A 26,944-nucleotide genomic window follows, 5' to 3' on the forward strand; every position below is an offset into this window, starting at 1 on the left:
GGCTACTCCTGGTCGGATCGGCGCAATGGCGCGTGCAGGCGCGATCCCGCGCGCCGGATGGTCAGGATCAGGACCTGCTGGTCGGCCAGCGCCGCCATCCATGGCGCAACGCCGGTGCCGGGATTGACGGGAAAGGCGGGAAAACAGGCCGGCGACAGCGACAGCCGCAGCCGTTCGCCCACATCCAGCGTGCAGCACGTCGCCCGCATCGCCACGTCCCCACGCCCCGGCGCCAGCGTCGCGTACCCCTCGGCCAGCGGATAGGCGGCGCCCGACGGCGTGACGCGCGACAGCGTGGCCAGCAGGTCGAAGGACAACGCATCGGTCTCGACCTCCACCGTCACCGAAACCGGCCCGGCCAGCAGCGCGGGCCGTTCGAACGGCGCCGAGGTAAAGGTCAGCACATCCGACCGCGCATCCACCTGCGCCCGGTCCACCGGCCCCGGCGGCTGGCCGAACGCACCGCCGCACGGGCCCGCCGGGCGCCAGGGGTCCAGCGTCAGGCGCTCGGTCGCGGTCACCGCTTCTGCCTCCACCGCAGCTTCGTCCAGTTCCAGGCCGCCATCGCGCATATCGATCGCCGCCCGGCCCGTGCCGCTGAGCGGCAGCGCAATCGTATCCTCGGGAAAGGACGGGAAATCACGCCAGACCGCCGCCCCCATGTCGAACAGGCACACGCCCCGATCGGGACCGGACGGTTGGTCCTTCAGCCAGCGATCGAACCAGGCGACCTGCTGCCGGTCGATATCGGTGACGGCGGCATCGCCGAAATCCAGGGCACCGATCTTGCGATCCCACGGAAAATGCGCCCATGGCCCCACGACCAGGCGCGACGGCACCGCGCCCTCCAGCGCGCGATAGGCGGCCATCGTCCCGGGCAGATGGCTGTCATACCAGCCACCGACAAACAGGATCGCCGGCCCCGCCGCGACGATCCGTTCCAGCCGTGCGGCGGGCGAAATCAGCCGCCAATAGGGGTCATCCAGCGGCGTATCGCGCCAGCGCGCGTAATGGCTGTAACGCGCCAGCAAGTCCTCATGCGCGGGAAAAGCCGGCCGCGCGCCGGAAAAGGACAGCGCGCGGCTGGCCGCGAACAGGGCGGCCTGCGCGTCATGGTCGCCCGCCAGCCGCGCGGTCTCGGCGGCAAGCTGCGTCGCCCAGCCGACATTCCCCCGCAACCCGAAGGCCCCGCCTTCATAGGCCCAGTCGTCCGCCAGATCCCAACCGATCATGGCCGGCGCCAGCGCCCGCAGCGCCGGGCACCCCTCGCCCGCCGCCAGAAGCTGGTTGCTGCCCTGGAACGAGAAGCCGAACATGCCCACCCGCCCATTGCTGCCCGGCAGCCCCGCCGCCCAGGCCACGCTGTCGGCCCCATCCTCGGCCTCATGCACGAACAGGTCGAACGCGCCCTCGGACGCCCCCCGGCCGCGCACGTCCTGAATCACGACGATATAGCCCTGCGCGGCATACCATTCGGGCGGCGCATAGCACAGCGAGGTGCCGATCCGCCGTCCATAGGCCTGGCGCATCAGCAGCACGGGAAACGGCCCCGGCGCATCGGGCTGCCAGATATCGGCCACCAGACGGGTCCCGTCGCGCGTGCGCATCGCCTCCGTGCGCGGCTTCAATACCGAAAAGCCCATCATCCCTGCGCCTGCCAGCGACGCAGGACCAACCGTTGCAGGGCCGCCGTCGCGCCATACAGGACCAGCCCGGCGACGGTGATCAGTGCGAGTGCCGCGAACATGCGAGGAATATCCATCTGGAAACCGGATTGCAGGATCTCGTACGCCAGCCCGGCGCTGCTGCCGCCGGTGCCGGCGACGAATTCCGCCACCACCGCGCCGACCAGGGCCAGCCCGCTGGAAATCCGCAGCCCGGCCATGAACATCGGCAGCGCACTGGGAATGCGCAGGCGCAGCAGCATCTGCAACCGCGACGCCTTGTGCATGCGAAAGAACGATTCCAGCCCCGGATCGACGCTGCGCAATCCCTGAAGCGTGTTGGAGATGATGGGAAAGATCGCAATCAGCGTAGCACAGACCACCAGGGCCGGCATCGTCGCCTTGACCAGGATGATGATCAGCGGCGCAATCGCCACGATCGGCGTCACCTGCATGATGATCACATACGGCATCAGGCTGGTTTCGATCAGCCGGCTCTGCACCAGCAGAAACGCCGACAGCACCCCACCGGCCACCGAAATCGCCAGCGCCGCCATCGTCACCGCCAGCGTGCTGCGCAGCGCATGCAGCAGCGCCGGGCCATTGGCGGCCAGCGACGCACCGATATCGGTCGGCGCCGGCATCAGATAGGGCGGAATATGCCACAGGCGGCACGCCGCCTGCCACGCCAGCAGAACCAGCACCCCAACCGCAATGGGCGCGGCAACGGCAATCGCACGCGGTGATACTGTCATATCCCCTCCTCCCCGGCGCGGCGAGGCGAGACCTCGCTCAACAGCGCCGTCAGGTCGCGGCAGATCCGCGCGAAGGCGTCGCTCATGCGAAAGGCCTCGTCACGCGGCATGCCGGGATCGATGACGTATTCGGCATGAATCCGCCCCGGATCGGCCGCCATGACGATAACGCGCGAGGACAGGAACGCAGCCTCATAGAGCGAATGGGTGACGAAAATCGTGGTCAGCCCGTCGCGCGCGCACAGCCGCGCCATATCCTCGTCCAGGCGGTTGCGGGTGAACTCGTCCAGCGCGCCGAACGGCTCGTCCATCAGCAGCAGGTCCGGCCGCGTCACCAGCGCCCGCGCGATCGAGACACGCATGCGCATCCCCCCCGAAAGCTGGGCGGGATAGCGTTTCGCCGCATGCTCCAGCCCCACCTGCCGCAGCGCCGGCATGATCCGCGCCTCGGCCTGGGCACGCGGCACGCCGTCCAGGTCCAGCGGCAGGCGCACATTCGTCGCGACGTTCGACCACGGCATCAGGGTCGGGTCCTGAAAGACGAAGGACAGGCGCCGCCCCTCTCGTCCGATCGCCGAGAAATCCTCGCCCCACCAGCGGACGGCGCCGCCGCTGGGCTGGTGCAGATTGGCGATCAGCTTCAGCAGCGTGCTCTTGCCGCAACCGGACGGCCCGATCAGGCTGACCAGCTCGCCCTGCCCCACGGCCAGGTCCAGCGGCGCCAGCCCGCGCACGCCATTGGGAAAAACCTTTTCCACGGACTGAAGATGTATAGTCGGTGCTGGTGCGAGCATGGAAAGCAACTCCTCTCCGGCGCGTTTCATGCGGGCAGCGTGGCGGTCAGTTGCCTGACCAGGTCCAGCGTATAGGCCCCCTTCCAACGGCCGGTATCGGCGATGCCGGCCGTCTGGCAGACCATGGTGCCGATCCGCCCCCATTGATGGTCGTCCATCGCCATCGCCAGCCCGCCCGCCGGCCCCATGCCATGGACGGCCCGCAACCGCGCCCGCGACCAGGCCAGATGATCGGCGGTGACGTTCGGATTATCGGCACGGATCGCCGCATCCCCCGGCCGGGCGTCACCATGCAGATAGTCGATCCACCCCTCGGCCGACGCCCGCAGAAAACGCAGCAGCATGTCGGGCCGCTGCTCCAGCAGCCGGCGCGAGACCACGACCGCATTCGAATAAGACGGATAACCGGCGTCGTCGAACAGCAGAAAACGGAAGGGAATGCCCTGGCGCTCCGCCGCATAGGGCTCCGAGGAAATAAAGGACTGGATCGCCATCGCCGGATCATGGACGAAAGGCTGCATATTGAACGTATAGACGCTCGCCTGCGCATCGCTGTAGCCGAACGTCCGGCGCAGCCATGGCCAGTAGGTCGCCCGCGCCTCGGTACTGATCAGGATCGGATGCCCCTTCAGCGCCGCCAGGTCCGCAATGTCGGGATGGACCAGAAATCCCGTCATGCATTTCTGAAAAGTCGCGCCGATCGTCACCACCGGCAGGCCGTTCAGCACCGCCGTCACCACGGCCTCGGGCTGGGCGATGATCATGTCGCATTGTCCGCCCAGCAGAAGCTGCATGGCATTGACCTGCGGGCCGCCCGACCGGATGGTCACGGCCAGCCCCTGCCTCTGGTAACACCCCGTGGCGACGGCGCTGTAGAACCCGCCCAGTTCGGCCTGCGCATACCAGTTGGTGGCCAGCGTCAGCGGCTCGGCGGCCTCAGCGCGGCGCATACCCGCCACGCCCACCGCCGCCATCCCGGCCAGCAGCGAACGCCGACCGATGAACCCTCCCCCCGGGGAATGCGATACGACAGAAGCCATGGACGCTCCACACTCCGTGACCATATTGGCAGCGTAACGGAAGCGCATGGAATTTTTACAGAGGCATTTTCAGGGCGCGCCGCTGCTTTTTCGGCAGCACTGCGCCCCCCTCACTCCTCCTGCATCACATAGATGCAAACCGCCAGCATGGTGATGAAAAACCGAAACGCCGGCTGCTGGCCGTTCCAGGCCGGGGACTGCCACATCACGAACCACTCGCCGCCGACCACCGAAAAACCAAAGAACCAGACCAGGAAACCCAGCGCCGTGCCCAGCGGAACAAACCGCTTCGCCCGCGCGAAGGCAGCACCATCGCCCCGAAAGGCCCGCCCCATCGCATAGGCGGCCACCGCAAACACCACGCCGGTCGCGGCCTCGCCCGCGATGATCAGCGCATACAGCGCATGCCAGGCCCATTCGGCGGAAATCGCCCGCCACATCAGCCGATTGCCGGAAAAAGTCGTATCCATGCTCAGAACATGCCGAACGAACAGGAAATTGGACCGATAGTCGGTCACATTATTGAACGCGACCAGCAGGCCGAAGACGGACAGGGCCGCAACCATGACGAGCTTCGCCGCCCGCGCCGGCCACGCATCTTCACGGGAATCGATCGGACGGGTCATTTTGCTTCCATGACGATCAGGGACGGAACCCGCTTTTACCCTGCGGACACGGCAGTCGGGCAAGCGTCGTCGCGCGACAAAAAAGGCAGCGCACGAGGCGCAATTTGATGCTTCATGTGCTGCACGCGCTGCCCCATCATAACGGATAAGAAAAGAAACGGTATCGACCCGACCAGGCACGTCCCGCTTTCGTCCGGGGCCCGTCCGGGGAAATGGAAGGACCATGGGAATGACCGACACCCTGCCCCGCCACCGGTGGGAAGACATGGCTTCGCGCGATTTCCGCACGCTGACGCCGGCAACGGTCGCCGTATTGCCGGTCGGCGCGATCGAACAGCACGGGCCGCATCTTCCCGTCTGCGTCGATAGCTGCATCAATGCCGGCCTGCTGTCCCTGGCGCTGGAACGCGCGCCCGCCAACCTGCCCATCACCGCACTACCGATCCAGACGGTCGGCAAGAGCGACGAGCACATCGCCTATCCCGGCACGCTGACCCTGTCGGCCGCCACGCTGACCGCGATCCTGCTGGAACTGGGCGCCAGCGTGCACCGCGCCGGCATCCGACGGCTGGTCCTGCTCAACTCGCATGGCGGACAGCCGCAGATCCTCGAAATCGTCGCGCGCGAACTGCGCCGCACGCACCAGATGTTCGTGGTGACCACAGCCTGGTGGGCCTTCGGCACGCCCGAAGGCATGTTCACGCCTGAGGAACGCCGCTTCGGCATCCATGGGGGCGATGCCGAAACCTCGATGATGCTGTTCCTGCGCCCCGACCTGGTTCATATGGACCGCGCGGCGCATTTCCGCCCCTGGTCGCAGGACATGACCGAGCAGTTCCGCTGGCTGGAACCGGAGGGCCGCATCGGCTTCGGCTGGCACGCGCAGGATCTGCATCCCGCCGGTGCGGCAGGCAATGCCGCCAACGCCACGGCGGAAAAGGGGCGGCTGATCGCGGACAAGCTGGTCACAGGCTTCCTGGAACTGGTCGACGAAGTGTCGCGCTACCCGCTGGACCGGCTGCGCCCCGCCTCGGCCGATCTCGGCTGACCGGGCCAGGGATCGATCGTGTCCGCCGCCAATATGGGATCTCCCGACATGACGCAGCCCTTCCTTTCGCTTCTCGGCGATATCCCCACGGTCACCGATCCCGCGATCGTCCGGCGCAAGAGCCGCGATTTCTACTGGTACAGCCCCCTGCTGAAGACCCTGCTGGACGGGCTGCATGCCGACTGCCTGGTCGTCCCGCGCGACGAGGCCGACGTGCTGGCCGTCGCGCGCGCGGCCCGCCAGACCAGCACCTACCTGACCGCGCGCGGCGGCGGCACCGGCAATTACGGCCAGGCCGTGCCATTGCATGGCGGCGCGGTGGTGGACATGTCGGCCCTCGACCGGATCCTGTGGGTCCGCGACGGGGTGGTGCGGGTCCAGGCCGGGATGAACATGCTGGCGATGGACCGCGCCCTGCGGGAGCACGGCCATGAGCTGCGCATGTTTCCCTCCACCAAGCGCACGGCGACCATCGGCGGCTTCATCGCCGGCGGCTCGGGCGGCATCGGCTCGCTGGTCTGGGGCGGATTGCGCAATATCGGCAATGTGCTGGGCGCGCGGGTCGTGACGCTGGAGGCCGAACCCCGCGCCGTCGAACTGCGCGGCGAGGAAACGCGCGCCATCAACCATGCCTACGGCACCACCGGCCTGATCACCGAACTGGAACTGCCGGTGGCACCCTTCACCGACTGGCAGGACCTGGCCTTTTCGTTCCCTACCCTGGCGATGGCCGCACGCTTCGCCCGCACCCTGGCCATGCAGAACGGCATCGACAGGAAACTGGTCTCGCTGTCCGACGGCGGCCTGCTGGCCTATTTCGCCCCCCTGCGCGACACGGCCCCGGCGGGTCATTCCATCGTCATCGCCATGATCGCGCCATCGGGGCTGGAAGCCACGCGCGCGCTGGCCGATGCCCATGGCGGCGCCCTGGCCTATCACGCCGGCACCCGCGAGGCCGAGGATGATCCCGGCCGCATTCCGCTCTACGAACTGACGTGGAACCACACGACCCTCCAGGTCCTGAAGAAGGACCGTACCTACACCTATCTCCAGGCCGCCTTCCCTGCGCGCGACACGCTGGCGCTGGTCGAGGAGATGGCCCGCCTGCTGCCCGACGAGATGATGACCCACCTGGAATTCATGCCGATGGACGGCGAAATCTCCTGCGCTGGCCTGCCGGTGATCCGTTTCACCTCGACCGAGCGGCTGAAGGAGATCATCGCCCTGTACGAACGGAACGGCATCCTGATTGCCAATCCCCATGTCTATACCATCGAGGATGGCGGCACCCACCGCGTCGTCTCGCCGGCGCTGGCAGCGGACAAATGGCGCTTCGACCCCGCCGGGCTGCTCAATCCCGGCAAGATGCGCAGCTTCGCCCAGGGCTAGCCGATGGGCAAAACCCCCTCCCTGATCCGAGACGTGCGGATTCCGGTCGACCTGCTGGCGGCGGCGCCCGACGGGCTGCCGCCGGCAAACGGGCTGACACGCTGCGACCTGCTGGTCGAACAGGGCCGCATCGGCGCCATCTTCGGCCACGGCACCGCGCCGGAGGGCCTGCCGGTCGCGCACGACCATGGCGGCCGCATCGCCCTGCCGCTATTCGCCGACATCCACACCCATCTGGACAAGAGCTTCATCTGGGACCGCACCGCCAATCCCGACGGCACCTTCGCCGGCGCCATCGCCGCCGTCACGCGCGACCGGGAAGGGTTCTGGACCCCGGACGATGTCCGCCGGCGCATGATGTTCGCCCTGGAATGCGCCTGGGCCCACGGAACCGGCCTGCTGCGGACCCATCTCGATACGATCGGCAGCCATGGCGAGGCCGTGTGGCTCCTCATTCGCGAAATCGCGGTTCAATGGCAGGGGCGGATCGCCTTGCAGGCGGTCGCGCTGGTCATGGTCGAACGCTATCTCGAACCCGGAGCCCGCGCCCTGGCCCGCACGGTCGCCGACATGCCGGGCGGCATGCTGGGCGCCGTCATCATGCAGGACAACGCAACCGACGAAAGGCTGGACGCGCTGATCGGCCTGGCCGCCGATCATGGCTGCGACCTCGATCTGCATGTGGACGAAAACGGCGTCACCCCCGGCACGGCATTGGAACGGGTCGCCGACCGGGTGATGGCCGCGCGCTTTCCCGGCCGCGTCCTCTGCGGCCATTGCTGCAGCCTGGCGCGGCAGGATGACGCGGACCAGAAGCGGATCGTCGCGAAAATCCGCGATGCCGGCATGGGAATCGTCAGCCTTCCCACCTGCAACCTCTATCTGCAGGATCGCGGTGCGGGAAAGACCCCCTTCTGGCGCGGGGTCACGCTGGTGCAGGAACTGGCGGCCGCCGGCGTACCGGTCATGTTCGCCAGCGACAATGTGCGCGATCCGTTCTTTCCTTATGGCGACTACGATATGCTGGACGTCTTCGCGCAGAGCGTCCGCATCGCCCAACTCGATGCCCCGCCCGGCGACTGGCTGGCGGCGGTGACTACCCGTCCGGCAGCCTGGATGGGCCACGACCTCACGATCCGCGCGAACGGACCGGCCGACCTGGTGCTGACCGACGCCCGTTCCCTCAACGAACTGCTCAGCCGCCCGCAATCATCGCGCCGCGTGCTGCGCGACGGCGTCATGACCATGCCGATCCCCCCATCCTACGAGCAGATGGACGGGATTCCCGGCATGAATCCTGTTTCGGCCGTTTCATAGCAAGCCAGACCGACAGGGGCCGACGGCACGGCTCTCCCAACGTTATTTGTATCGTTATCGAAATATAAATCCCCTGCCGTCCGCCCCCAAGGGCGGATTATGCGTGTCCGTGTCACGCATACCGGACCCATCACAAGGCCAACACGGCTCTCCTCGCCGGACGGATAGCGGACGCATAGAGATTGGCATTGTTTCAATGGATACAAAGCATCTCTCCACGTCACAGGTCACGATCCGTGCAAGCCGGACGACGCGGCACCCGGCGCGCGGCACCCCGTCCCCCTCGGAGACCGCCCGCCCGCTCCTCCCCCGCACCGGTTCGCGACAGGAGCGGATTTCTGTCCATACGATCAGAATCATATTGCGACTTCGAACAGACACGTATACCGTTCGTAATGAATTCCGATGCGGGATCGACACAAGATTTCACGTCCGCCCGGCCAGGTCGGGCGCCAGGCCCGCGATGCTACGATTAGGAGACCTTCGTGAGGTTCCATACACAGATATTGCTGGTCGGCACGATCCTCGCCTCATGTTCCGGGGGGCATATGGCCTGGGCCGCGACAGCCGGACACCATTCCACCCCGCAGGCGAAGGCCACCAGGAACAAGCCGCCACCGACCGGGGCGACCGTCCCCGCAACCCGAAAGCCGGCCACGGTCCGGTCCGACCCCGAAGCCATCACGGTGCAGGGCAGCCAGGCCGCCCGCGATGGCGGCGGCGGCATGATGCGGATGGAAACCGCCGCCCACGCGGTGCAGAGCGTCGGCCGCCAATATATCGAGATGCGCAGCCCGACTTCCACGGGCCTGGACCTGGTGCAGAACCTCCCCAGCGTCAGCGTCGCGATGCCGGACACCAGCGGCTTCAAGGGCGGCGCGATCTATATGCGCGGCCTGAACGATTCCGACATGGCGCTGCTGCTCGACGGCGCGCCGGACTCGCTCGCCGCCTACCTGCAGCAGAATGTCGATCCCGAAAATATCGAAAGCGTCAACATCACGCCGGGCAGTTCGCCGGTCGACGCGCCGGCCTCCAACGCGGCCGCCGGCACGCTGGAGGAACGCACCATCACGCCCAGCCAGAAGATGGGCGGAATGGTCGATTTCTCATACGGCACGAACAATCTGTCGCGTGAATTCATCCGCCTGGAATCCGGCCAGATCGGCAATTCGGGTGTGCGGGCCTATATTTCCTTCTCCAACGCGCATGCGCGGCAATGGATGGGCGCCGGGACCAACGAACGCAAGCATGTCGACGTCGGAATCCAGAAGGACTTCGCCAATGGCTCGTATCTCAAATTCTTCGGCTCGTGGCACAATTCGCTGTTCACGATCGACGCCTATCCGACCGAAAGCCAGTTCTTCGCCTACAAGCATACGGGCCAAGGCTATAACCGCACCAATGTCTGGGACCCGACATCGCCGACCGCCGGAAATTACTGGAAATCCAACCTCGATTCCTGGAACCAGTTCTTCCTGACCGCGCCGATGCATTTCGTCGTGAACCGCGCGCTCGATTTCGACCTCACGCCCTATTTCACCACCGGGTTCGGCTGGGACGGGTCCACGGGGGGCACCGTCGGCACGTTCGGCGCATGCACGGGCGGATGTTTCTACGGCAATGGAACCCAGGCGTCCGCCGGCCAGCAGCTCAGCACCTACTGGTCGCAGGGCTGGTCCCCGGATGTCGGCCTGACCGCCAAGGTGAACTACCGGATCGACCGTCACAACCAGCTGACATTCGGCTACTGGTACGAAAACAACGCCATCGATTACGCCTTCCCCTACCAGGCCACCATGCCCGACGGCCGCAATCCGACATCCAACAACAGCGCCTACAAGCTCTATACCGCCGACGGCGTGCGGACGACTTTCCAATATAATGCCGGCTACGAACTGAATTCCTTCTTCATCGAGGACACGGCCAAATATCTCGACGACCGCCTGGTCATCAATGGCGGCTTCAAATATGTGATGTCGAATTACTGGGACCGCGCATCCGGCCTCAGCACCTATACGATCGGCGCCAACAGCACGGCCCCGCTGCCGCACCTGTCGATCAGCTATCGCTTCAACGAACATCACCAGATCTATATCAACGCGGAAGGCGATTTCCGCCAGCCATCGCCTTCGGCCCTGTCGAACGCGACCACGATGCCCAAGAACCAGTATTCGATCACCGAACAGATCGGCTACCGCTACAACAATAAATGGTTCCTGTTCGATATCGCGGCCTTCAACGCCAGCATCACCAACCGCCTCCTCAGCATCTATCTGCCCAACACGGCCTACGCGACCGCCAATGCGGGCAACCAGACGATCCGTGGTTTCGACGCCATGATCGCAGGGCGCGAATTCCACCATTTCAGCCCGTACGCATCCGTCGAATATCTCCACGGCACGTTCGACAGCAACATCCCGTACGGCGACACCTACCTGCCGACGAAAGGCAAGCAATCGATCCTGACGCCCCGGGTGATGGCGAATTTCGGCCTGACCTATAACAGCAGCGGCTTCTTCGGCAATTTCAGCCTGCATTATACCGGCCCGCAATCGGTCACCCTGGTCGACGACCAGCGGATGCCCGGCTTCGTCACCAACACCCTCGCCGTCGGCTATCATTTCAAGCCCTTCATGTTCCTGAAATCGCCGACATTCCGGCTGAATTTCTCGAACATCACCGGCTCGATCATCCGGGTGGGCACCACCGGACCGGCCAACAATTACCGCCCCGTCACGCTTCTGGACGGGTCCACCCTGGCTGCCGGCAGCGGCGCGCAGTTCTACGTCCTGCCGCGTTTCTCGATGACGGGCACCATCTCGACCTCTTTCTGACCGCGCCCGCCGTCAAGGCGCTTCGATCCCGGAAAGCCGGATGCGTGGCAAACGCATCCGGCTTTCCTTTATCCTGGCAAGCACGGCCCTGAACCTCCGGCCAGACATACATTGCGGTTCCGGACGGAAAAAACCGGGTACAACCGAGCAGGGTTGCCGAACAGCGTGCCGTCTGTCACAAAACTCGGACCACATGCAGGCAGGTGAGGTGTGAGCCCAGACCGAAACGCGAGAACACCGCGACAGAACAAGGATAACAAGGATTCGGAACGCGTGGGCGTGCGCCGGCGCAATATCGTGCCGCAGATTCTCGACGCCGCCGAACAGATCTTCGCCGCACGCGGCCTGACCGGCACCCGGGTCGAGGACATCGCCCGCATCTGCGACATCCCCAAGGCCAACATCCTGTATTATTTCGGCACCAAGGAAGACCTCTATCGCGCGACCCTGTTCCGGGTCCTCGAACTCTGGCTGGCCGATGCCGATGACTGGCTGCTGGCGGACAAGGCACCCCTGGACGCCATCGAAGGGTATGTGCGGGCCAAGATCGGGTTTTCGGCCTCCCGCCCCGACGCCTCGTCCCTGTTCTCGCAGGAATTGCTGTCAGGCGCGCAGGTCATCCGGCCATTCCTGGAAAACGAACTGCGCACCCATGTCGACCGGCGCGCCGAAATCTTCCTCGGCTGGCAGCGCGCCGGCCTGATGGTCGAAATCGATCCCCGCCATTTCCTGGTCCTGCTCTGGTCGATGACTCAGGCCTATGCCGACATGCGCGTCCAGTTCCAGGCCGTACTCGGCAAGGCTCATCTGGCGCGCCCGCAATATGAAACGGGCGTCCGCACGGTCATGACAATGGTCTCTCCCCTGTTCCCCCGCCCATCGGCAAACGGCACGGACGAGACACCGCCACCACGGAAAGCCCGGCGAACCGCAAAAGACCCCGCGACCGTCGCGGCGCCCTGATGCAGGAAAAATGAGGGAAAGCCCCGTTGCATAGTCGCATCCTGCTCTACCTCGACACCGTTGCCCGCTGCGGCTCGATCCGCAAGGCGGGCGAACAGCTCAACGTCGCGTCGACGGCCATCAACCGCCGCATCCTGGCCCTTGAGGAAGAACTGGGGACGCAGCTCTTCCAGAGACTGCCGCGCAAGCTGGTCCTGACGGCGGCCGGCGAGCTTCTCGTCGCCCATGCGCGCGAAACCATGAAGGCCATGACGCATACCCGGCGCCTGATCGAGGAAACGCGCGGGCTGCATCGTGGCGAACTGACCATCGCCGCGATGGCCGGCCCCACTTCGGCGCTGCTGCCGATGGCGCTGGCCGATCTGCGCCGGACTCACGGCAATGTCCGCGTCCACGTCAAGATGCTGGGCCTGCACGAACTGATGCGCGCGGTTCACGAGGGCGATGCCGATCTGGGCATCGGTTTCGACCTGCCGCGCGAAACCGGCCTGAACGTCCTGGCATCGCGCGCCGCCCAACTGGGCGCGGTGATGAGCATCAATCATCCCCTCGCCTACCAGGAATCGGTGGGGCTCAAGGATTGCGACGCGTGGCCGCTGGTCGTCGGCGACAGCACAATGGCCATCCGCCCGCATCTCGAAGCACTCTATGCCCGCCTCGACGCCACCCTGCTACCGACGATCGAGACGAATTCCATCGAACTGATGTGCAAGATGGCCATGAGCGACGAGGCGATCACCTTCCTGACGCCGCTGGACATCATCACCGAACTGCACACGCGAAAACTGAAATACCTGCCGTTCCGCGACACGGGCCTGCGCCCCCAGCACCTGGCGCTGGTCGCCCACGCCCGCAACACCAATCCCCTCGTCCCGCTCCTGGTCGACCGGATCGAATCCCTGCTGTCGGATCTCGGCTGATCTCCTGCCGCGCTCTCAGGCGTTGGACGATGTTCTCGACACCGGCGCAAAGGCAGGGCGCTCGACATACCGCCCCGCCCCCTTCTCGGCGCGCAGCCCCCCCCGGTCCCACACGATTTTACCCTGGCTGATGGTTTTCTGCGCGACGCCGCTGACCGTCAGCCCTTCATAGATATTGTAATCGACATTCTGGTGATGGGTGCCGGCCGAGATGGTCCGGGTCGCATGCGGGTCCCACAGCACGATATCCGCATCCGCGCCGGGCACGATCGTGCCCTTGCGCGGGTGAAGATTGAAGATCTTGGCCGTGTTGGTCGACGTCACGGCGACAAACAGCTCCGGGGTCAGACGACCGGTCGCCACGCCGTAATGCCACAGCACGCTCATCCGGTCCTCGATGCCGGGCGTGCCATTGGGGATGCGCGTGAAATCGGCCACGCCCTGTTCCTTCTGTTCCTTGCAGAAACAGCAATGGTCGGTCGCCGTCGTCTGCAACTGGCCCGAGACCAGACCGCCCCACAGGGCCTCCTGATGCGATTTCTCGCGAAAGGGCGGGCTCATCACATGGCGCGCGGCGGTCAGCCAGTCAGGGTCCCGATAGACGGTTTCGTCGATGACCAGATGCTGGGGCAGCACCTCGCCATAGACATGCTGCCCACGCAGCCGCGCCTCGGCAATCGCCCGCGTGGCCTCCCGGGTCGAGACATGGACCACATAGAGCGGCGTCCCCGACAGCGAGGCCAGGGCGATGGCGCGCGATGCCGCCTCCCCCTCGACCGAGGCCGGACGCGACAGCGGATGCGCGGCCGGGCCGGTCTGCCCCTCCGCCAGCAGCATCTGCTGCAGATAGGCCACGGCATCCCCATTCTCGGCATGCACGGTGCAGAGCGCGCCCAGTTCCCCCGCGCGGCGCATGGACAGCAGGAACGCCTCGTCCTGCACCATCAGCGCATTCTTGTACGCCATGAAATGCTTGAAGGAATTGACCCCGCAGTCGTGCACCAGCGTCGCCATGTCCGCATGCACCTGCTCGTCCCAATGCGTCACCGCGACATGGAACCCATAATCCGCCGCCGCCTTGGCGGCCTTGGCGCGCCAGTCCTTCCAGGCATCCAGCAACGAGCCGCCACGGTCGGGAATGACGAAATCGATGATGCTGGTGGTGCCGCCCGCGAGGCCCGCAGCAGTGCCGGTATAGAAATCGTCGCTGGCGGTCGCGCCCATGAAGGGCATTTCCATATGCGTATGCGGGTCGATGCCGCCCGGCATGACCAGCAGCCCCGCCGCATCGACGACCTCGCAACCGGTCGGGGCCTCCAGCGCCGGACCGACCTGGGCAATCAACCCATTATCATCGCACAGCACATCGGCCCGAACGCTGCGTTCCGCCGTTACGACCGTTCCACCCTTGATCAGCAGCATCACAACCCCGCACTCAGGACGCGTGCCCGCGCCATCCGTTCCGATCTTGCAATCGTATTTTTACTCTGACCATCCGGTCAATATTCAGAACGCGGCGTCGGCCCGCAGGATCGCACCCAGCAGCACATTCGCACCCGCCTGGGCATCGGCCTGGGTAATGCTTTCCTCTTCGTTATGGCTCAGCCCGTCCTTGCACGGCACGAAGATCATGGCGGTCGGGGCAACGCGCGCGACATAGGCCGCATCATGCCCAGGTCCCGAGACGATCGAACGCGGCGCGAAGCCCGCCTCGCGCGCGGCATCCGCCACCATGGCCACGCAGGCCGGGTCGAAATGCACCGCCGGCGCATCCCATATCCGCACGATCTCCACGTCCACGCCGCCGGCTTCCGCAATCGCGCGGAAGCGCTCCTGGAACGCAGCCTCCATGGCCGCCACCACGCCGTCCTCAGGATGGCGGATATCGACCGTGAAGAACGTCTCGCCCGGCACGACATTGTTGCTGTTGGGATGGTTCTCGATCAGCCCCACGGTGCCGACCGCCGGCGCGTGGGCACGCGCCACCTCGGCCAGGGCCGCGATCATGTGGGCGGATGCCAGCAGCGCGTCATGGCGCAGGGGCATGGGGGTGGACCCCGCATGCGCGTCGCGGCCGCGCACCGTCACCTCATACCAGCGCATGCCCTGCACGCCCGCCACCGCGCCGATGGTCAGTTCCTCGGCCTCCAGGATCGGCCCCTGTTCGATATGCAGCTCGAAATAGGCGGCAATCGGATGCCGGCCGCAGACCTCCCCACCCCGGTAGCCGATGGCCTCCAGCGCGTCGCCGAAGCGCAGGCCCGCGCGGTCGCGCTTGTCCAGCACCTCCTGCTCGGTGAAAATCCCGGCGAACACGCCCGAACACATCATCGGCGGGGTAAAGCGCGAGCCCTCTTCGTTGGTCCAGTTGATCAGCTCGATCGGATGCCGGGTCACATGGCCCGCCTCGCGCAACGCCCGCAGCACCGCCAGTCCACCCAGCACGCCCAGGATGCCGTCGAACTTGCCGCCCGTGGGCTGGGTGTCCAGATGACTGCCCATGGTGATGGGCGGCAGGCTGTCATCCAGGCCGGGACGGCGCGCGAACAGATTGCCCATGGAATCGCAGGACACGGTGCAGCCAAGCGCTTCGCAGGTCTTCACGAACCAGTCGCGCACCTGCCTGTCTTCCGCCGTCAGCGTCAGCCGCTTCACCCCGCCCTTCGGTGTACCGCCGAAGCGGGCCGTCTCCATCAGGTCGGCCCACAGCGCCTCGCCATCCACACGCAGGTTGCTGCCGCTCGTCTTAAGCCCCATGTCGCTCCCTTTCCAAAATAACGCCGGGGACGCTGCCGCCGTCAGGCGGTCACCCGGCTGGGATTGTTGGGATGGTCCCGCCAGGTCTGCACGCCGTCAACCGGCTGCGGCTCCATCGTGATGCATCCATCCACCGGGCAGACATGCGCGCAGAGATTGCACCCCACGCATTCCTCGTCGATCACCTCGTACCGCCGCGCCTCGCCGTCCCGCAGCCGGGCGATCGCCTGGTGCGAGGTATCTTCGCAGGCAATATGGCACAGGCCGCATTTGATGCAGGCATCCTGGTCGATCCGCGCGAGGGTCCGGAATTTGAGGTTCAGATCGTTCCAGTGCACGTAACGCGGAATGGCCCGCCCCGTTACATCGTCGATCCCGGCATAGCCCTTGCCGTCCATCCAGGCAGACAGCCCGTCGATCATGTCCTCGACGATGCGGAAGCCATAATGCATCGCCGCCGTGCAGACCTGCAGCGTCGTCGACCCCATGGCCAGGAATTCCGCCGCGTCGCGCCAGTTGCTGATCCCGCCGATGCCCGAGATCGGCAGCGCCGACAGCTCCGGATCGCGGGCAATGTCCCCGATCATGCGCAGGGCGATGGGCTTGACGGCGGGCCCGCAATAGCCGCCATGCGTGCCCTGCCCGCCCACCACCGGCATCGGCGCCATGGCGTCCAGATCGACCCCGATCACCGACTGGATGGTGTTGATCAGCGACACCGCATCCGCCCCCCCCGCCAGCGCGGCCCGCGCCGGGGCCAGGATATTGGTGATATTGGGCGTCAGTTTCACGATCACCGGCATGCGCGTGTACTGCTTGCACCAGCGCGTGACCATCTCGACATATTCGGGCACCTGGCCCACCGCCGCGCCCATGTTCCGCTCGGACATGCCATGGGGGCAGCCGAAATTCAGCTCGATCCCGTCGGCCCCGGTCTCCTCGACGATCGGCAGGATGGATTTCCAACTGTCCTCCCGGCACGGCACCATCAGGCTGACCACCAGGGCACGGTCCGGAAAATCCCTTTTCACGCTCTTGATTTCAGCGATATTCGTCGCCAGCGGCCGGTCCGAGATCAGCTCGATATTATTCAGCCCCGCCATGCGCCGCCCCTCATAGGCCAGCGCACCGTAGCGGGAACTGACATTGACCACCGGCGGGTCTTCTCCCAGCGTCTTCCACACCACACCGCCCCACCCGGCCTGAAAGGCGCGGCGGACGTTATATTCCTTGTCCGTCGGCGGGGCGGACGCCAGCCAGAACGGATTCGGCGAAGAAATTCCGGCAAAAACCGTGCGCAGATCAGCCATTATCCGTTCTCCTGCTCCACGCCGCGTCCTCGCCCGTCCCCGGCGCGCAACGCCTTGTCAATCGCCTCGGCCGCGTCGCGCCCGTCCCGCACGGCGGCCACGGTCAGGTCTTCGCCCACAATGCAGTCGCCACCGGCATAGACGCCCGGCATCGAGGTCCGGTACTGCCCATCCACCACGATCCGCCCGCCTTCGACGGCGATATGTTCGCCCTCGGCATGCGCGGGCAGGAAAACCTGGCCGATGGCCTTCAGCACCATATCCGCCGCCAGCGTAAAACTATCCTCGGGGTCGTAGACAACCCGCCCGTCCGCACCGGCCCGGCCGCGCGCGAAGGCAATCCCCGTCAGCGCCCCATCCTCGGACAGCAGGCCCTGCGGCGCGGCCCACAGCCGCACGGTCACGCCGTTGGTCTGCGCCCACTCGCGCTCGACCGAGGTGGCGGACATATGCTCCACCCCGCGCCGGTAGACCAGCGTCACCTCGTCGGCACCCAGGCGCCTGGCCTGCACCGCCGCATCCACCGCCGTGTTGCCGCCGCCGATCACCACGACCCGGCGTCCCACAGGCACGTCCTTCTTGTCGTTCGACCGCAACGTTTCAATGAACGACACCGCATCCATCACGCCGTCCAGCGTCTCGCCCGCCAGCCCCAGCGCGCGCACGCCCGCCAGTCCCGTCGCCAGGAAAACCGCGTCATATTCCACAGCCAGGGCGGAGACGGTGACATCGCGCCCCACCGTCACCCCGCCCTGGAAGGTAATGCCGCCGATCTCCATCAGGAACGCGACCTCACGCTGGGCGAAATCGTCCGCCAGCTTGTAGGCGGCCACGCCATAACTGTTCAGCCCGCCCGGTTGCGCATGACGATCGAACAGCACCACGTCATGCCCATGCATCGCCAGGCGATGCGCGCAGGCCAGGCCCGCCGGCCCGGCCCCCACCACGGCGACGCGCCGCCCCGTCAGCGGCGCGCGGGTGAAAGGCTGGCCGCCATGGTCCATCTGCCAATCAGTCGCGAAACGCTGCAGCGCCCCGATCCGCACCGGCTTGCCCGCCTCCAGGCTGTTATGCACGCAGGCCTGCTCGCACAGGATTTCGGTCGGGCAGACCCGCGCGCACGACCCGCCCAGAATGTTGGATTCCAGGATGGTACGGGCCGATCCGGCCAGATTGCCCGAAGCAATAGCCTTGATGAATTTCGGAATATCGATGCTGGTGGGGCAGGCTTCCATGCACGGCGCATCGAAGCAGTAGAGGCACCGGTCGGCTTCCAGTGCCGCCTGCGGCGCCGTCAGCGCCGGATGCGCATCCGCGAAATTTTGTGAAAGCTCCAACGCACTCAGGCGGCCACAGGCGATGTCTGGTGTCGCGTTCATGGAAGTCTCCGCCATTCAATCCATGTGCGACACGATAAAGCCACTCTGTCCGGAACCGCAACTTTTTTCTGACCAAATGTTCAAATTCCGGCGTACCTGCCCTGCACCCTATGGCGTCACGCCGATCAATACGTTCTAGTGTCACAATGATTCGTCGTCGGCCCGTCGCGCAGCGCGTCCCGGACCCGATGGCGAATCCTTCCAGCGGGAGGGACCATGCCACGCAAGATCATCATCGACACCGATCCGGGACAGGACGACGCCGTCGCGATTTTCCTGGCCCTGGCATCGCCCGAACTGGATGTGCGCGCGATCGTCGCCGTGGCGGGCAACGTGCCCCTGCCCCGCACCAGCGAGAACGCGCGCCGCGTCCTGGAACTGGCCGGGCGGACCGATATCCCGGTCTATGAGGGCGCCAGCCGCCCGCTGGCGGCCGCCCAGACCACGGCGGAACATGTGCATGGCCCTACCGGGCTCGACGGGCTGGACTTCACCGCGCCGCCCGCCATCGCGGCCCAGCCCGAAAGCGGCATCACTTATCTGATCGACACGATCCGCGCCGGCACGCCGGGGGAGTATACGCTGGTGGCGCTGGGCCCGCTGACCAACCTGGCGATCGCGCTGAGCCTCGCCCCCGACATCGCCACCCTGGTGCGCGAGATCGTGCTGATGGGCGGCGCCTGGTCCGAGTTGGGCAACATCACCCCCGCCGCCGAATTCAACATCTATGCCGATCCCAAGGCCGCCGAAATCGTGTTCGGCGCCGGCATTCCGCTGGTGGTCCTGCCGCTGGACGTGACCCATCGCTGCCTGGCAACACCCGCGCGCCTCGCCGCCTTCCGCGCCAGCGGCAATCGCTGCTCGCTGGCCGCCGCCGACATGCTGTCCTTTTCGGAACGTTTCGACCGCGCGAAATATGGCTGGGCGGGCGCGCCCCTGCACGACCCCTGCACCATCGCCTGGCTGCTCCAGCCGGAAATCTTCGGCGGCCGGTCGGTCAATGTCCGCATCGAGACCGAAAGCCCCCTCTCGCGCGGCATGACGGTGGTGGACTGGTGGAAGGTCACCGACAGGCAAGCCAACGCCCTGTTCCTGCGCGACGTGGACGACACCGCCTTCTACGACCTGCTGACCGCGCGCCTGGCGCGCCTGCCGTGAGCCGGGACCAGGGCCATGACGCGCGCCACCGCGCGTGGCCTGCGTCGGCACCGGCGCGTTCGAACGACTGGTTCGCCAAAGGGGTGCTGAAATATCACCGCCGTATGGCCACCACGCTCAACACCCTGACCGACACGGGCTTCGCCCTGCGCCGGATCGACGAATGCGCGCCAACACAGAAACAGATCGCACAGATGCCGACCCTGGCCGAGGAAATCGAACGGCCCATGATGCTGCTGATGTCAGCGACCCGACCATGACCCGAACACGCTCCTGCCCCGACGCAAGGCCGATCACCCGGCCGCCGGTCCGCTCAACGATCCATCGACGTGGCCGCCCGTTGGCACCACCGGCTCGTTCACCGTGATGGTGGCTTCATTGGCAAAGGCGATGACATCCGCCGGCCGGTCCTTGTTCTCCTGCGCGGTCCGGGCAATGCCGGCGGTGAAGGCCCGCAATTGCGCCAGTTCCTCGCGCACATCGTTCAGGATCTCGACCAGTGCCGTATGGTCCTCGATCGCCCGCTGGTCGGTACCACGCGCAATGACCGCATTGCCGACCATCAGCGCAGGCAGCGCGACGAGCTGGATGCAGTTGCTGATATACAGCAGCGGCCCCTGCCAGGACGCATGGAGCAGCGGCAGCAGCGAAAAGACCGTGAACGTATAGACGCACCAGATACTGCCGAACATCACCGTCATCTTGACGGCCAGCCGATCATTGAATGTGTCGATCCATCGCGGAGCACCGGGCGGCCGATCCGCCCGATGGCGATCGCGGTAAAACCAGTTGAGCGGCTTCCAGACATGGGGCGGTTTCAAGGGCATGGTCCATCATCCTCTATGCCACCGGCAAATCGCCGGCAGGCACACCGATCGTTCCCAGCCAGCCCCGCACAGTCAACCGCCGGCACCCCACTTGCAACGACGACCAGCCCCTCAATGCGCGCAGTCCGGAAATGGGCCGGGCCTCGGGAAGGGAAACCGCACAGCACCAGCCGGGTGGGATACCCCGCTCCGCAGGGCTGTGAATCTGTCCTACGCGCGGATTCATGTGACGTGATCGGAGAGAGGGCGCCCGGCATCATATGTCGTGCGAATCGATACGTTAAAACCATAAGTCTCATAAGGCGTACTTACGCGGCCATTGGCCACATCGACGACCGGAAAGCCTTCCCGGGTGCCCAAACGTGTGCCGTGCCATCAATTGCCGCTTACCGCTCCACCGGTAATATAGGGCACACCGTACCAGTCGACCCGTTCGAGCACATGCGTGTGTCCCTGTAGCACCGCGATGACATTCACGGTGCCGAACAGGTCGAGGATCTCGCTCGCATTGACGACCTGCAAGGATTGATGACGTGGCGGAATCGACGACCTACGCCGATCAAGATCCATCATGCAGGTGCGTTTCGTGCAAAACGTCCGGGGCCAACGGGCAATGCGGGTTCGCCCCTAATCATCGTCGTCGATATCGGCGATATCGACGATCGGCCGGAAACGATGCGCCGGCAGGGGCATGACGGAATCCATGCCTCTGATATCTTTCCAGATCACCTCACTCAGGCCATGCATGGGAGCTTTGTCGAGACCGGAAAAATCCATCCGCAGGCTCTGTCCCGCGCCATAGGCATGGACGGAGTTGATCGCGTTCACATCGACTTTCGGTGCGATAACCGTAAAGGGGGTCGGGTCGCTATCGACACCGAAGGCCGCATACATCGGCATGGCCGCAGCATCGTACTGGCTCATCGGCGGCAGGCCCAGCAACAGTTCCATGGACCGGATCATGGAGCTGGTGGTATAGAGCGTGCTGTCGACGCGACTGCGCCGCGTATAGGGGCTGATGACCAAACCCACCGTGCGGCGCGCATCGATATGGTCGGGACCGCCACCCGGATCGTCCTCGATGATGAAGATCGCCGTCTGTGGCCAGTACGGGCTGTGACTGACCGCATCCACAACCTGCCCGATCGCGTAGTCACTGTTGGCGACCATGGCGATGGGAGTATTCGCACCCGGCCGCGTTCCCATCGTGTGGTCCTCGGGCATGCTCATGATCACGAAATTGGGCAGACGTCGTTCCGGATCCGGACTGCGATAATTTCTATCATAGGCATGGAGATCGCGGATAAAAATTCGGGCCCGGTCGGTATCCCGGTCCGGAAACCAGTTGAAATAGTCGCGAGCGACATGGCCCTTCAGATTTTCCGCCCCCGGAGCAGCCTCCATCACGGTCGGTCCCGTACTGACGCGGGTGGCGAATTCGCCATAGGAGCGATATGTCAGGCCCTTTTTTTGGGCCAGATCCCAGATATGGCCGGCAGAAGGGACCATCGCCTTGACATTGTACTCGCCCACACTGTAGCCGCCATAAAGTGGTGGCCATTGTTTTTCATTGAAATCGGTCGCATAGGCTGAATCGGACCAGGAATGGCCATCGACGCTGACCTCGCCGTCGCAATAGAGATTGTCGAAAATCATGTAAGTACTGGCCAGCCTGTGCTGGTTCGGCGTCACATCCCAGCCGAACAATGTCAGGCTGGGGTCCCCGTCCGCCTGACGCAGATCGCCGAACAGATTATCGTAACTATGATTTTCCTTGATAATATAAATGACATGCTGGATCGGCGACGGCGCGCCTACCCGCTGGGGCAGGATGCTGGGTTCGCGCGGAGGGCGTGCCTCGGACAGCAGGGAGTCACGATAGGGCGTATTCTCCACGACCTGCCGCGTCCAGGCAGGCAGCCGGCGTTTCAGGTCGGTCAGGGACAGCGAGGCGATGGTACTCAGTTGCAGCGCCATCGTGCTGGTCTGTTTCTCCAGTTCATCCATCCTCGCGCCGTCGCGTAACGGGCTGAAGGAACCGTAGGGATTGGGGCCGCGCCCGCGTTCGCCTTTCGCGTCGGCGATGTAGAGGACGCGTCCGTTATCGCCCAGGGCCAACGCGGACGGGTACCAGCCGGTCGGAATGAAGCCCAGGACAGCACTATTATCCGGACGCGCGATATCGGCGACCGCGATCGCGTTGTTCCCGGCATTGGCGATATAGAGCAGATGCCGTTCCCCGTCGATCGCCAGCGCATCGGGCGTGGCCCCTTCCGGCGCCTGGGGCGTCTGCGTGGTCAGGATTCTGTCCATGACCTTCAATGTCCGCCCATCGATCACAAAAACCGAATTGTCATTCGAACAGGCCACGAACAGCCGATCATCCGACGACATGACCATCGCATTGGGATTGGCCCCGACGCGTAGCGTCTGGAGCACACTGCTGGTCCGGGTATCGATGACGCTGACCGTGCCGTCGGACCAGTTCGAGACAAAGAGCCGCCTTCCGTCGCGGCTGGATAAGATCTGATAGGGGGTTATCCCCACCCCGACACGCGCCACGGGCTTTCGGGTCGCCAGGTCGAACGCATAGACGCTGCCCGGCTTGTGCCCGGTCGTGCGGTCCACGGCGTAAAGCCGATGACTGGACGCATCTTCGACCATGTCCGACCACCAGATCCTGGCCGGATCGTCATACCGGGCAAAATGCATCATCCGGTCGGCATCCAGCCGACCGTCCCGATAATCGAAGACATAAATCGATGCCTGGTGTCTTCTCCTGTTCTTCGGCCCCGTCGCGTTGCCTCCCGCGACATAGAGCCGCTTGCCGTCGGCCGACCAGTGCAGCCCCTGCCCCACGGCAGGCAGCGTGATCGACTGGATTTTCTCCTGTGTATTCGCGTCGATGACGTCGATGCCTTCCTTCAGCCATCCAGGATGACTGGCGACCAGGATCTTTCCATCCGGTGACAGGGAGAGGTTCGAGACCATGTCGGACAATTCGACAAAAGCCGTGCCGGCCGGACTGATCTTCCAGCCATTGGGCAGGAGCATGCCACCGGGAATGGCACCCGGCTTCGGACCATCACCAATGGCCGTCCTCGCCCTGCCGTCGCCATGTCCCATCACAATGGCGGAGGAAATGCAGAACGCGCATAGTGATGCCCTGATGGCAGGCCGACGGGCCGGACGCCCTGCCGCCCTGCATTTCTCGGCAGATGGCGTGCGGTATGACATGACGAGGCAATTCCTTCCTGCGATGCGTTTCGGGAAAGCGAACGGTCGTCCGCAAAGACTTCAATCGAAGATCACATGGAAATAGGCGCCCCGACCGTAGTACTGGTACTGGTTGATAAAGCTGACATGGCCTTCATACCCGTAGGTATTATATGGCTGCTGGTCGGCGACATTCATCAGTTCATATTTGAACATCAGATGCGGAATAACCCGGTGCCAGAAAGCCAGGTTCATCGTGAAGAGCGAGCCGAATCCGTAATACAGGCCCGGTGTGGCACCGAAACTCGTGACATAGCCACCAGAATAATTCGCCGTTACGCGAAGACCGCCATCTATCTGGGGAATCTTCCATGTCACCGCGCCATTTGCCAGGACGGTCGGCTGGTTGATCAGACTGTGGGTGGTGGCCATCTGCGTCCCGAACATGTACTGCATGCTGCCGTTCATCCACGTCGCATTGGCGGACAGGTCGAAAACCTGATGCAGGAAACGGATATTTCGCTCCGTAGCGCTGAATTCCAGCCCCATGATCGTCGATCCGTTGGCATTTTCCGGCCGATTGACCGTATAAAGCTGGTTGTTGATAGTTTGGAATGAACTAAGAGTATAGATATCGTCTTTAATCCATTTGTCAAAAAACGCCAGACTGACAAATCCGTTATTTTTGTTGAAATATTTATCGACTGAAATGTCGAAATTCTTGGCTCGACGCGGTCGCAGGTTGGGATTGCCCATCGAGATCGAGCAGTCGGTGATGCTGCCCGGCGTGCTGGTGTTCCCGCAGCTGATATATTCGGCGGCGGCCAGCTGGCTTGGGTTGGGGCGGCCCACCGTCATGCTGAAGGATGCATGAAGATTGACCGCGTAGGGAAAGTGATGGATGACATCGACGGACGGTAGCGGATTGAGATACCCGCCATGCGTGACCGTCGTCGCTCCCGTCAGCATGCTGTTGCTGATCTGCGGCGTCCAACCGGTATAATTCACCGCGTCCGTCCTGACGCCGGCGATGATCACCGTACGCGGCAGGCGATAGCGCAGCGAGACATAGCCATCATACAGATCTTCCTGGTAGGCATAATCCGACGTGCCGGAATAATATGCCGTCTGCGCGGCATTGAGGGGCAGAGTCGAGAACGGAAAACCGGACACGTTAATGACCGGCAGGGGTTTCGCGAAACCGACCAGCCTGTAGTCAGGATGCAGGAAGTATTTCGGGTCCAGAACCTGTCCCGTATTGAACATGTCCTCGCTGGCATTGCGTGAAATCGACATTTCACGCCATTCGAATCCGGCCGCCACGCCGAAGCCGCGATCGCTCTTTCCGGTGTTCCACGAATAATCCAACCGCGCGGTCGGCAGTTTCTCAATCGCGCGCTCCGCGTAAATGTCGGCGGAGTCGATCTTGAAGACGGCGTTGTTCCAGAAGCCCGGTTGATCATAACCGGTGATATAGGTCATATTATTATTCGGACCACCGCCGCCATAGGTCAGGGACTGATTGGTCGGGTAGGTCCGGGCTTCGAGGTAACGTTCGCCATTGGCATAGGTCTCCCATGTGTAGCCAGCCTTCAGCGACAGCAGCGATTGCCTGCTGCGCCACTCCAGATGGCCGAGCACACCATAGCTGTCGCGCTGCCACGTATCACCGGTGCGTTGGCTGAGATACACACTGCCGATCTTCTCGCGTCCGCCGGCTCCCGTCTGATGAGTCACGCTGTTGGTGTACATCGTGTCGTAAGAGCCGGTATTGCCCTCACCACGACGATAGGCCCATCCCATGACCGAGGCTTGCAGGTTGCTTCTGGTGGGCCTCCACTCGAATCGACCCGAACCGCCGACATTGGTGATCGCATCGGAATAGTCGGCACTTTGAAATCTGCTCGGCGTCAAAAGGCCATTCCAGCCAGGCAGGGCAGGTGAATTGATCGCTTGCCCGGCGGTATTATAATATTGCGAATAGCCAAAGGTCTTGCTGGAGTTTCTGACCCGATACTGATAGCGACCCGACAGGACGATACCGAATTCGTTGTCCTTGCCGAACTGGTCAGAGACGATCCCCTTGACGCCCTGGCCCCAGTGCGGCGTGCCGCCTTTGGCGCCATCCTTGCCCGCGATGCCCGCCAGGGTGGAATAGATCGCGTCCGCATCGATAAATTTATAGAATCCCTTATGGTCGTAGGCACTCATTGGAATCAGGTCCACGACGCCGCCGATGGCGCCGGCATCCTGCTCTGCCGTGAACGATTTATAGATATCCGTCCGCGCCGTCATGTCGCTCGGGATGTTCTGCAAGTTCACACGTCGCGCCCCGGTTCCGTTTTCTCCCACGGTTGCCAGGGCGATGCCGTCGATGCTGGTATGATTGAGGTCAGGAGAAATACCGCGCAGGCTGACATAACGCGGCTCGTCGCCATCGGTAATCGCCGTGACCCCAGGCAAAAGGACCAGGGATTGCGCGATGGACGATGCACCGCCCAGCGTCTGGATGGGGTCGTAGGCAATACTGTCCACCACGACGTCAGACGCCCTTTTATGCGAGAGAGCGTTGTGATAGCCGATCGCGAAGACGTCCTCCGTTCCCTCGACCTTCCGTACAATGGTCTCTCTCTTTGTATATTTCCTTACAATAACGACAAATTTTCCGTCGAATCGTTCTATGGACAAAGGAGAACCCTGCATCATCATGCGAAGGGCTGCCTGGTCGTCCATGCTCCCCCGCACGGCGTGAAACCTCAGGCCTTCGACATCGGCGCCCTTTGCCAGAACGCCGATCCCGCATTGCTTCTGCCACTTGGACAGGGCATCCGGCGCGTTTTCGGCCGGGATGTCGAACCGATGCGTTGCCGCCCTGGCCGCATCTGCAAAATAGAGGCTTGTCCCCATAAGAATTGCGGAAAAAGGACAAATGAACCGACGCATC

The 26,944-nt window shown here is 64.2% G+C and carries 21 protein-coding genes; 8 read left to right on the top strand and 13 right to left on the bottom strand.

From position 1 onward, the window contains the following. Nucleotides 1-2: 2 nt before the first annotated feature. The 5 genes from HLH36_RS13915 to HLH36_RS13935 all read right to left on the bottom strand — a co-directional run bounded on the left by HLH36_RS13915 (nucleotide 3) and on the right by HLH36_RS13935 (nucleotide 4,879). A complete protein-coding gene (locus HLH36_RS13915) occupies nucleotides 3-1,646 on the bottom strand; it encodes a CocE/NonD family hydrolase (protein WP_246376860.1) in 1,644 nt (547 codons plus the stop codon). Further along, nucleotides 1,643-2,419 (bottom strand): ABC transporter permease, encoded by a 777-nt coding sequence (locus HLH36_RS13920; RefSeq protein WP_182986957.1) that lies wholly within the window; start codon nucleotides 2,417-2,419, stop codon nucleotides 1,643-1,645. Before HLH36_RS13920 ends, HLH36_RS13915 begins: the two co-directional genes overlap by 4 nt. After that, on the bottom strand, nucleotides 2,416-3,213 hold the full coding sequence (locus HLH36_RS13925) for an ABC transporter ATP-binding protein (RefSeq protein ID WP_182986958.1): 798 nt from the start codon (nucleotides 3,211-3,213) through the stop codon (nucleotides 2,416-2,418). The genes HLH36_RS13920 and HLH36_RS13925 overlap by 4 nt, the downstream gene beginning before the upstream one ends. A 26-nt stretch (nucleotides 3,214-3,239) precedes the next feature. Continuing rightward, nucleotides 3,240-4,253: an ABC transporter substrate-binding protein gene (locus tag HLH36_RS13930; protein WP_182986959.1), complete on the bottom strand. Its 1,014-nt coding sequence runs from the start codon at nucleotides 4,251-4,253 to the stop codon at nucleotides 3,240-3,242. A gap of 110 nt (nucleotides 4,254-4,363) precedes the next feature. After that, nucleotides 4,364-4,879: a DUF2165 family protein gene (locus HLH36_RS13935; protein ID WP_182967094.1), complete on the bottom strand. Its 516-nt coding sequence runs from the start codon at nucleotides 4,877-4,879 to the stop codon at nucleotides 4,364-4,366. Between the two features lie 229 nt (nucleotides 4,880-5,108). Between HLH36_RS13935 and HLH36_RS13940 the strand changes: the two genes are divergently transcribed. The 6 genes from HLH36_RS13940 to HLH36_RS13965 all read left to right on the top strand — a co-directional run bounded on the left by HLH36_RS13940 (nucleotide 5,109) and on the right by HLH36_RS13965 (nucleotide 13,353). Next, on the top strand, nucleotides 5,109-5,927 hold the full coding sequence (locus HLH36_RS13940) for a creatininase family protein (protein WP_182986960.1): 819 nt from the start codon (nucleotides 5,109-5,111) through the stop codon (nucleotides 5,925-5,927). A 48-nt stretch (nucleotides 5,928-5,975) separates the two neighbouring features. Continuing rightward, nucleotides 5,976-7,316 carry an FAD-binding oxidoreductase gene (locus tag HLH36_RS13945; RefSeq protein WP_182986961.1) on the top strand — a complete coding sequence of 447 codons (1,341 nt, stop codon included), beginning with the start codon at nucleotides 5,976-5,978 and terminating at the stop codon, nucleotides 7,314-7,316. A gap of 3 nt (nucleotides 7,317-7,319) precedes the next feature. Beyond that, on the top strand, nucleotides 7,320-8,633 hold the full coding sequence (locus HLH36_RS13950) for a cytosine deaminase (protein ID WP_182986962.1): 1,314 nt from the start codon (nucleotides 7,320-7,322) through the stop codon (nucleotides 8,631-8,633). Between the two features lie 725 nt (nucleotides 8,634-9,358). After that, nucleotides 9,359-11,470 carry a TonB-dependent receptor gene (locus HLH36_RS13955; protein WP_182987025.1) on the top strand — a complete coding sequence of 704 codons (2,112 nt, stop codon included), beginning with the start codon at nucleotides 9,359-9,361 and terminating at the stop codon, nucleotides 11,468-11,470. A gap of 273 nt (nucleotides 11,471-11,743) precedes the next feature. Continuing rightward, a complete protein-coding gene (locus HLH36_RS13960; RefSeq protein WP_338030462.1) occupies nucleotides 11,744-12,433 on the top strand; it encodes a TetR family transcriptional regulator C-terminal domain-containing protein in 690 nt (229 codons plus the stop codon). 26 nt (nucleotides 12,434-12,459) lie between these two features. Continuing rightward, on the top strand, nucleotides 12,460-13,353 hold the full coding sequence (locus HLH36_RS13965) for a LysR family transcriptional regulator (RefSeq protein WP_182967104.1): 894 nt from the start codon (nucleotides 12,460-12,462) through the stop codon (nucleotides 13,351-13,353). Between the two features lie 15 nt (nucleotides 13,354-13,368). Here HLH36_RS13965 and hydA read toward each other — a convergent pair whose 3' ends face one another. The 4 genes from hydA to HLH36_RS13985 all read right to left on the bottom strand — a co-directional run bounded on the left by hydA (nucleotide 13,369) and on the right by HLH36_RS13985 (nucleotide 18,799). Continuing rightward, nucleotides 13,369-14,775, bottom strand: coding sequence for a dihydropyrimidinase (hydA, locus tag HLH36_RS13970; RefSeq protein ID WP_182986964.1), 1,407 nt, complete (start codon nucleotides 14,773-14,775; stop codon nucleotides 13,369-13,371). An 84-nt stretch (nucleotides 14,776-14,859) separates the two neighbouring features. Then, the gene (locus HLH36_RS13975; protein WP_182986965.1) at nucleotides 14,860-16,110 is read right to left on the bottom strand and encodes a M20 family metallo-hydrolase; all 1,251 of its coding nucleotides are present in this window, start codon (nucleotides 16,108-16,110) and stop codon (nucleotides 14,860-14,862) included. 41 nt (nucleotides 16,111-16,151) lie between these two features. After that, entirely contained in the window at nucleotides 16,152-17,420 is a 1,269-nt protein-coding gene (gene preA / locus HLH36_RS13980; RefSeq protein ID WP_182986966.1) for an NAD-dependent dihydropyrimidine dehydrogenase subunit PreA, read from the bottom strand. Further along, on the bottom strand, nucleotides 17,420-18,799 hold the full coding sequence (locus tag HLH36_RS13985) for an NAD(P)-dependent oxidoreductase (RefSeq protein WP_182986967.1): 1,380 nt from the start codon (nucleotides 18,797-18,799) through the stop codon (nucleotides 17,420-17,422). The genes preA and HLH36_RS13985 overlap by 1 nt, the downstream gene beginning before the upstream one ends. Nucleotides 18,800-19,015: 216 nt before the next feature. Here HLH36_RS13985 and HLH36_RS13990 point away from each other — a divergent pair, with 216 nt between their 5' ends. Both HLH36_RS13990 and HLH36_RS13995 read left to right on the top strand, forming a co-directional pair. Further along, entirely contained in the window at nucleotides 19,016-19,957 is a 942-nt protein-coding gene (locus HLH36_RS13990; RefSeq protein WP_182986968.1) for a nucleoside hydrolase, read from the top strand. Further along, nucleotides 19,954-20,217: a hypothetical protein gene (locus tag HLH36_RS13995; protein WP_182986969.1), complete on the top strand. Its 264-nt coding sequence runs from the start codon at nucleotides 19,954-19,956 to the stop codon at nucleotides 20,215-20,217. The genes HLH36_RS13990 and HLH36_RS13995 overlap by 4 nt, the downstream gene beginning before the upstream one ends. Before the next feature lie 33 nt (nucleotides 20,218-20,250). Here HLH36_RS13995 and HLH36_RS14000 read toward each other — a convergent pair whose 3' ends face one another. The 4 genes from HLH36_RS14000 to HLH36_RS14015 all read right to left on the bottom strand — a co-directional run bounded on the left by HLH36_RS14000 (nucleotide 20,251) and on the right by HLH36_RS14015 (nucleotide 26,943). Further along, nucleotides 20,251-20,658 carry a hypothetical protein gene (locus tag HLH36_RS14000; protein ID WP_246376873.1) on the bottom strand — a complete coding sequence of 136 codons (408 nt, stop codon included), beginning with the start codon at nucleotides 20,656-20,658 and terminating at the stop codon, nucleotides 20,251-20,253. A gap of 501 nt (nucleotides 20,659-21,159) precedes the next feature. Next, the gene (locus HLH36_RS19860) at nucleotides 21,160-21,357 is read right to left on the bottom strand and encodes a hypothetical protein (protein WP_246376862.1); all 198 of its coding nucleotides are present in this window, start codon (nucleotides 21,355-21,357) and stop codon (nucleotides 21,160-21,162) included. 54 nt (nucleotides 21,358-21,411) lie between these two features. Beyond that, nucleotides 21,412-23,838 (bottom strand): bifunctional YncE family protein/alkaline phosphatase family protein, encoded by a 2,427-nt coding sequence (locus tag HLH36_RS14010; protein WP_220792849.1) that lies wholly within the window; start codon nucleotides 23,836-23,838, stop codon nucleotides 21,412-21,414. A 243-nt stretch (nucleotides 23,839-24,081) separates the two neighbouring features. Continuing rightward, nucleotides 24,082-26,943: a TonB-dependent receptor gene (locus HLH36_RS14015; RefSeq protein WP_246376874.1), complete on the bottom strand. Its 2,862-nt coding sequence runs from the start codon at nucleotides 26,941-26,943 to the stop codon at nucleotides 24,082-24,084. Between the last annotated feature and the right edge of the window lies 1 nt (nucleotide 26,944).

The organism is Gluconacetobacter aggeris (assembly GCF_014174395.1).
Lineage (GTDB): Bacteria > Pseudomonadota > Alphaproteobacteria > Acetobacterales > Acetobacteraceae > Gluconacetobacter > Gluconacetobacter aggeris.

Bases quoted from the DNA above. Each gene is read 5' to 3' on its own strand.
- HLH36_RS14010 (WP_220792849.1), bottom strand. From the start codon at position 23,838: ATGCTCCTGCCCAATGGCTGGAAGATCAGTCCGGCCGGCACGGCTTTT.
- HLH36_RS13990 (WP_182986968.1), top strand. From the start codon at position 19,016: ATGCCACGCAAGATCATCATCGACACCGATCCGGGACAGGACGACGCC.
- preA (WP_182986966.1), bottom strand. From the start codon at position 17,420: ATGGCTGATCTGCGCACGGTTTTTGCCGGAATTTCTTCGCCGAATCCG.
- HLH36_RS14000 (WP_246376873.1), bottom strand. From the start codon at position 20,658: ATGACGGTGATGTTCGGCAGTATCTGGTGCGTCTATACGTTCACGGTC.
- HLH36_RS13930 (WP_182986959.1), bottom strand. From the start codon at position 4,253: ATGGCTTCTGTCGTATCGCATTCCCCGGGGGGAGGGTTCATCGGTCGG.
- HLH36_RS13945 (WP_182986961.1), top strand. From the start codon at position 5,976: ATGACGCAGCCCTTCCTTTCGCTTCTCGGCGATATCCCCACGGTCACC.
- HLH36_RS13915 (WP_246376860.1), bottom strand. From the start codon at position 1,646: ATGATGGGCTTTTCGGTATTGAAGCCGCGCACGGAGGCGATGCGCACG.
- HLH36_RS13985 (WP_182986967.1), bottom strand. From the start codon at position 18,799: ATGAACGCGACACCAGACATCGCCTGTGGCCGCCTGAGTGCGTTGGAG.
- HLH36_RS13925 (WP_182986958.1), bottom strand. From the start codon at position 3,213: ATGCTCGCACCAGCACCGACTATACATCTTCAGTCCGTGGAAAAGGTT.
- hydA (WP_182986964.1), bottom strand. From the start codon at position 14,775: ATGCTGCTGATCAAGGGTGGAACGGTCGTAACGGCGGAACGCAGCGTT.
- HLH36_RS13955 (WP_182987025.1), top strand. From the start codon at position 9,359: ATGATGCGGATGGAAACCGCCGCCCACGCGGTGCAGAGCGTCGGCCGC.
- HLH36_RS14015 (WP_246376874.1), bottom strand. From the start codon at position 26,943: ATGCGTCGGTTCATTTGTCCTTTTTCCGCAATTCTTATGGGGACAAGC.
- HLH36_RS13950 (WP_182986962.1), top strand. From the start codon at position 7,320: ATGGGCAAAACCCCCTCCCTGATCCGAGACGTGCGGATTCCGGTCGAC.
- HLH36_RS13975 (WP_182986965.1), bottom strand. From the start codon at position 16,110: ATGGGGCTTAAGACGAGCGGCAGCAACCTGCGTGTGGATGGCGAGGCG.
- HLH36_RS13920 (WP_182986957.1), bottom strand. From the start codon at position 2,419: ATGACAGTATCACCGCGTGCGATTGCCGTTGCCGCGCCCATTGCGGTT.
- HLH36_RS13940 (WP_182986960.1), top strand. From the start codon at position 5,109: ATGACCGACACCCTGCCCCGCCACCGGTGGGAAGACATGGCTTCGCGC.
- HLH36_RS13935 (WP_182967094.1), bottom strand. From the start codon at position 4,879: ATGACCCGTCCGATCGATTCCCGTGAAGATGCGTGGCCGGCGCGGGCG.
- HLH36_RS19860 (WP_246376862.1), bottom strand. From the start codon at position 21,357: ATGATGGATCTTGATCGGCGTAGGTCGTCGATTCCGCCACGTCATCAA.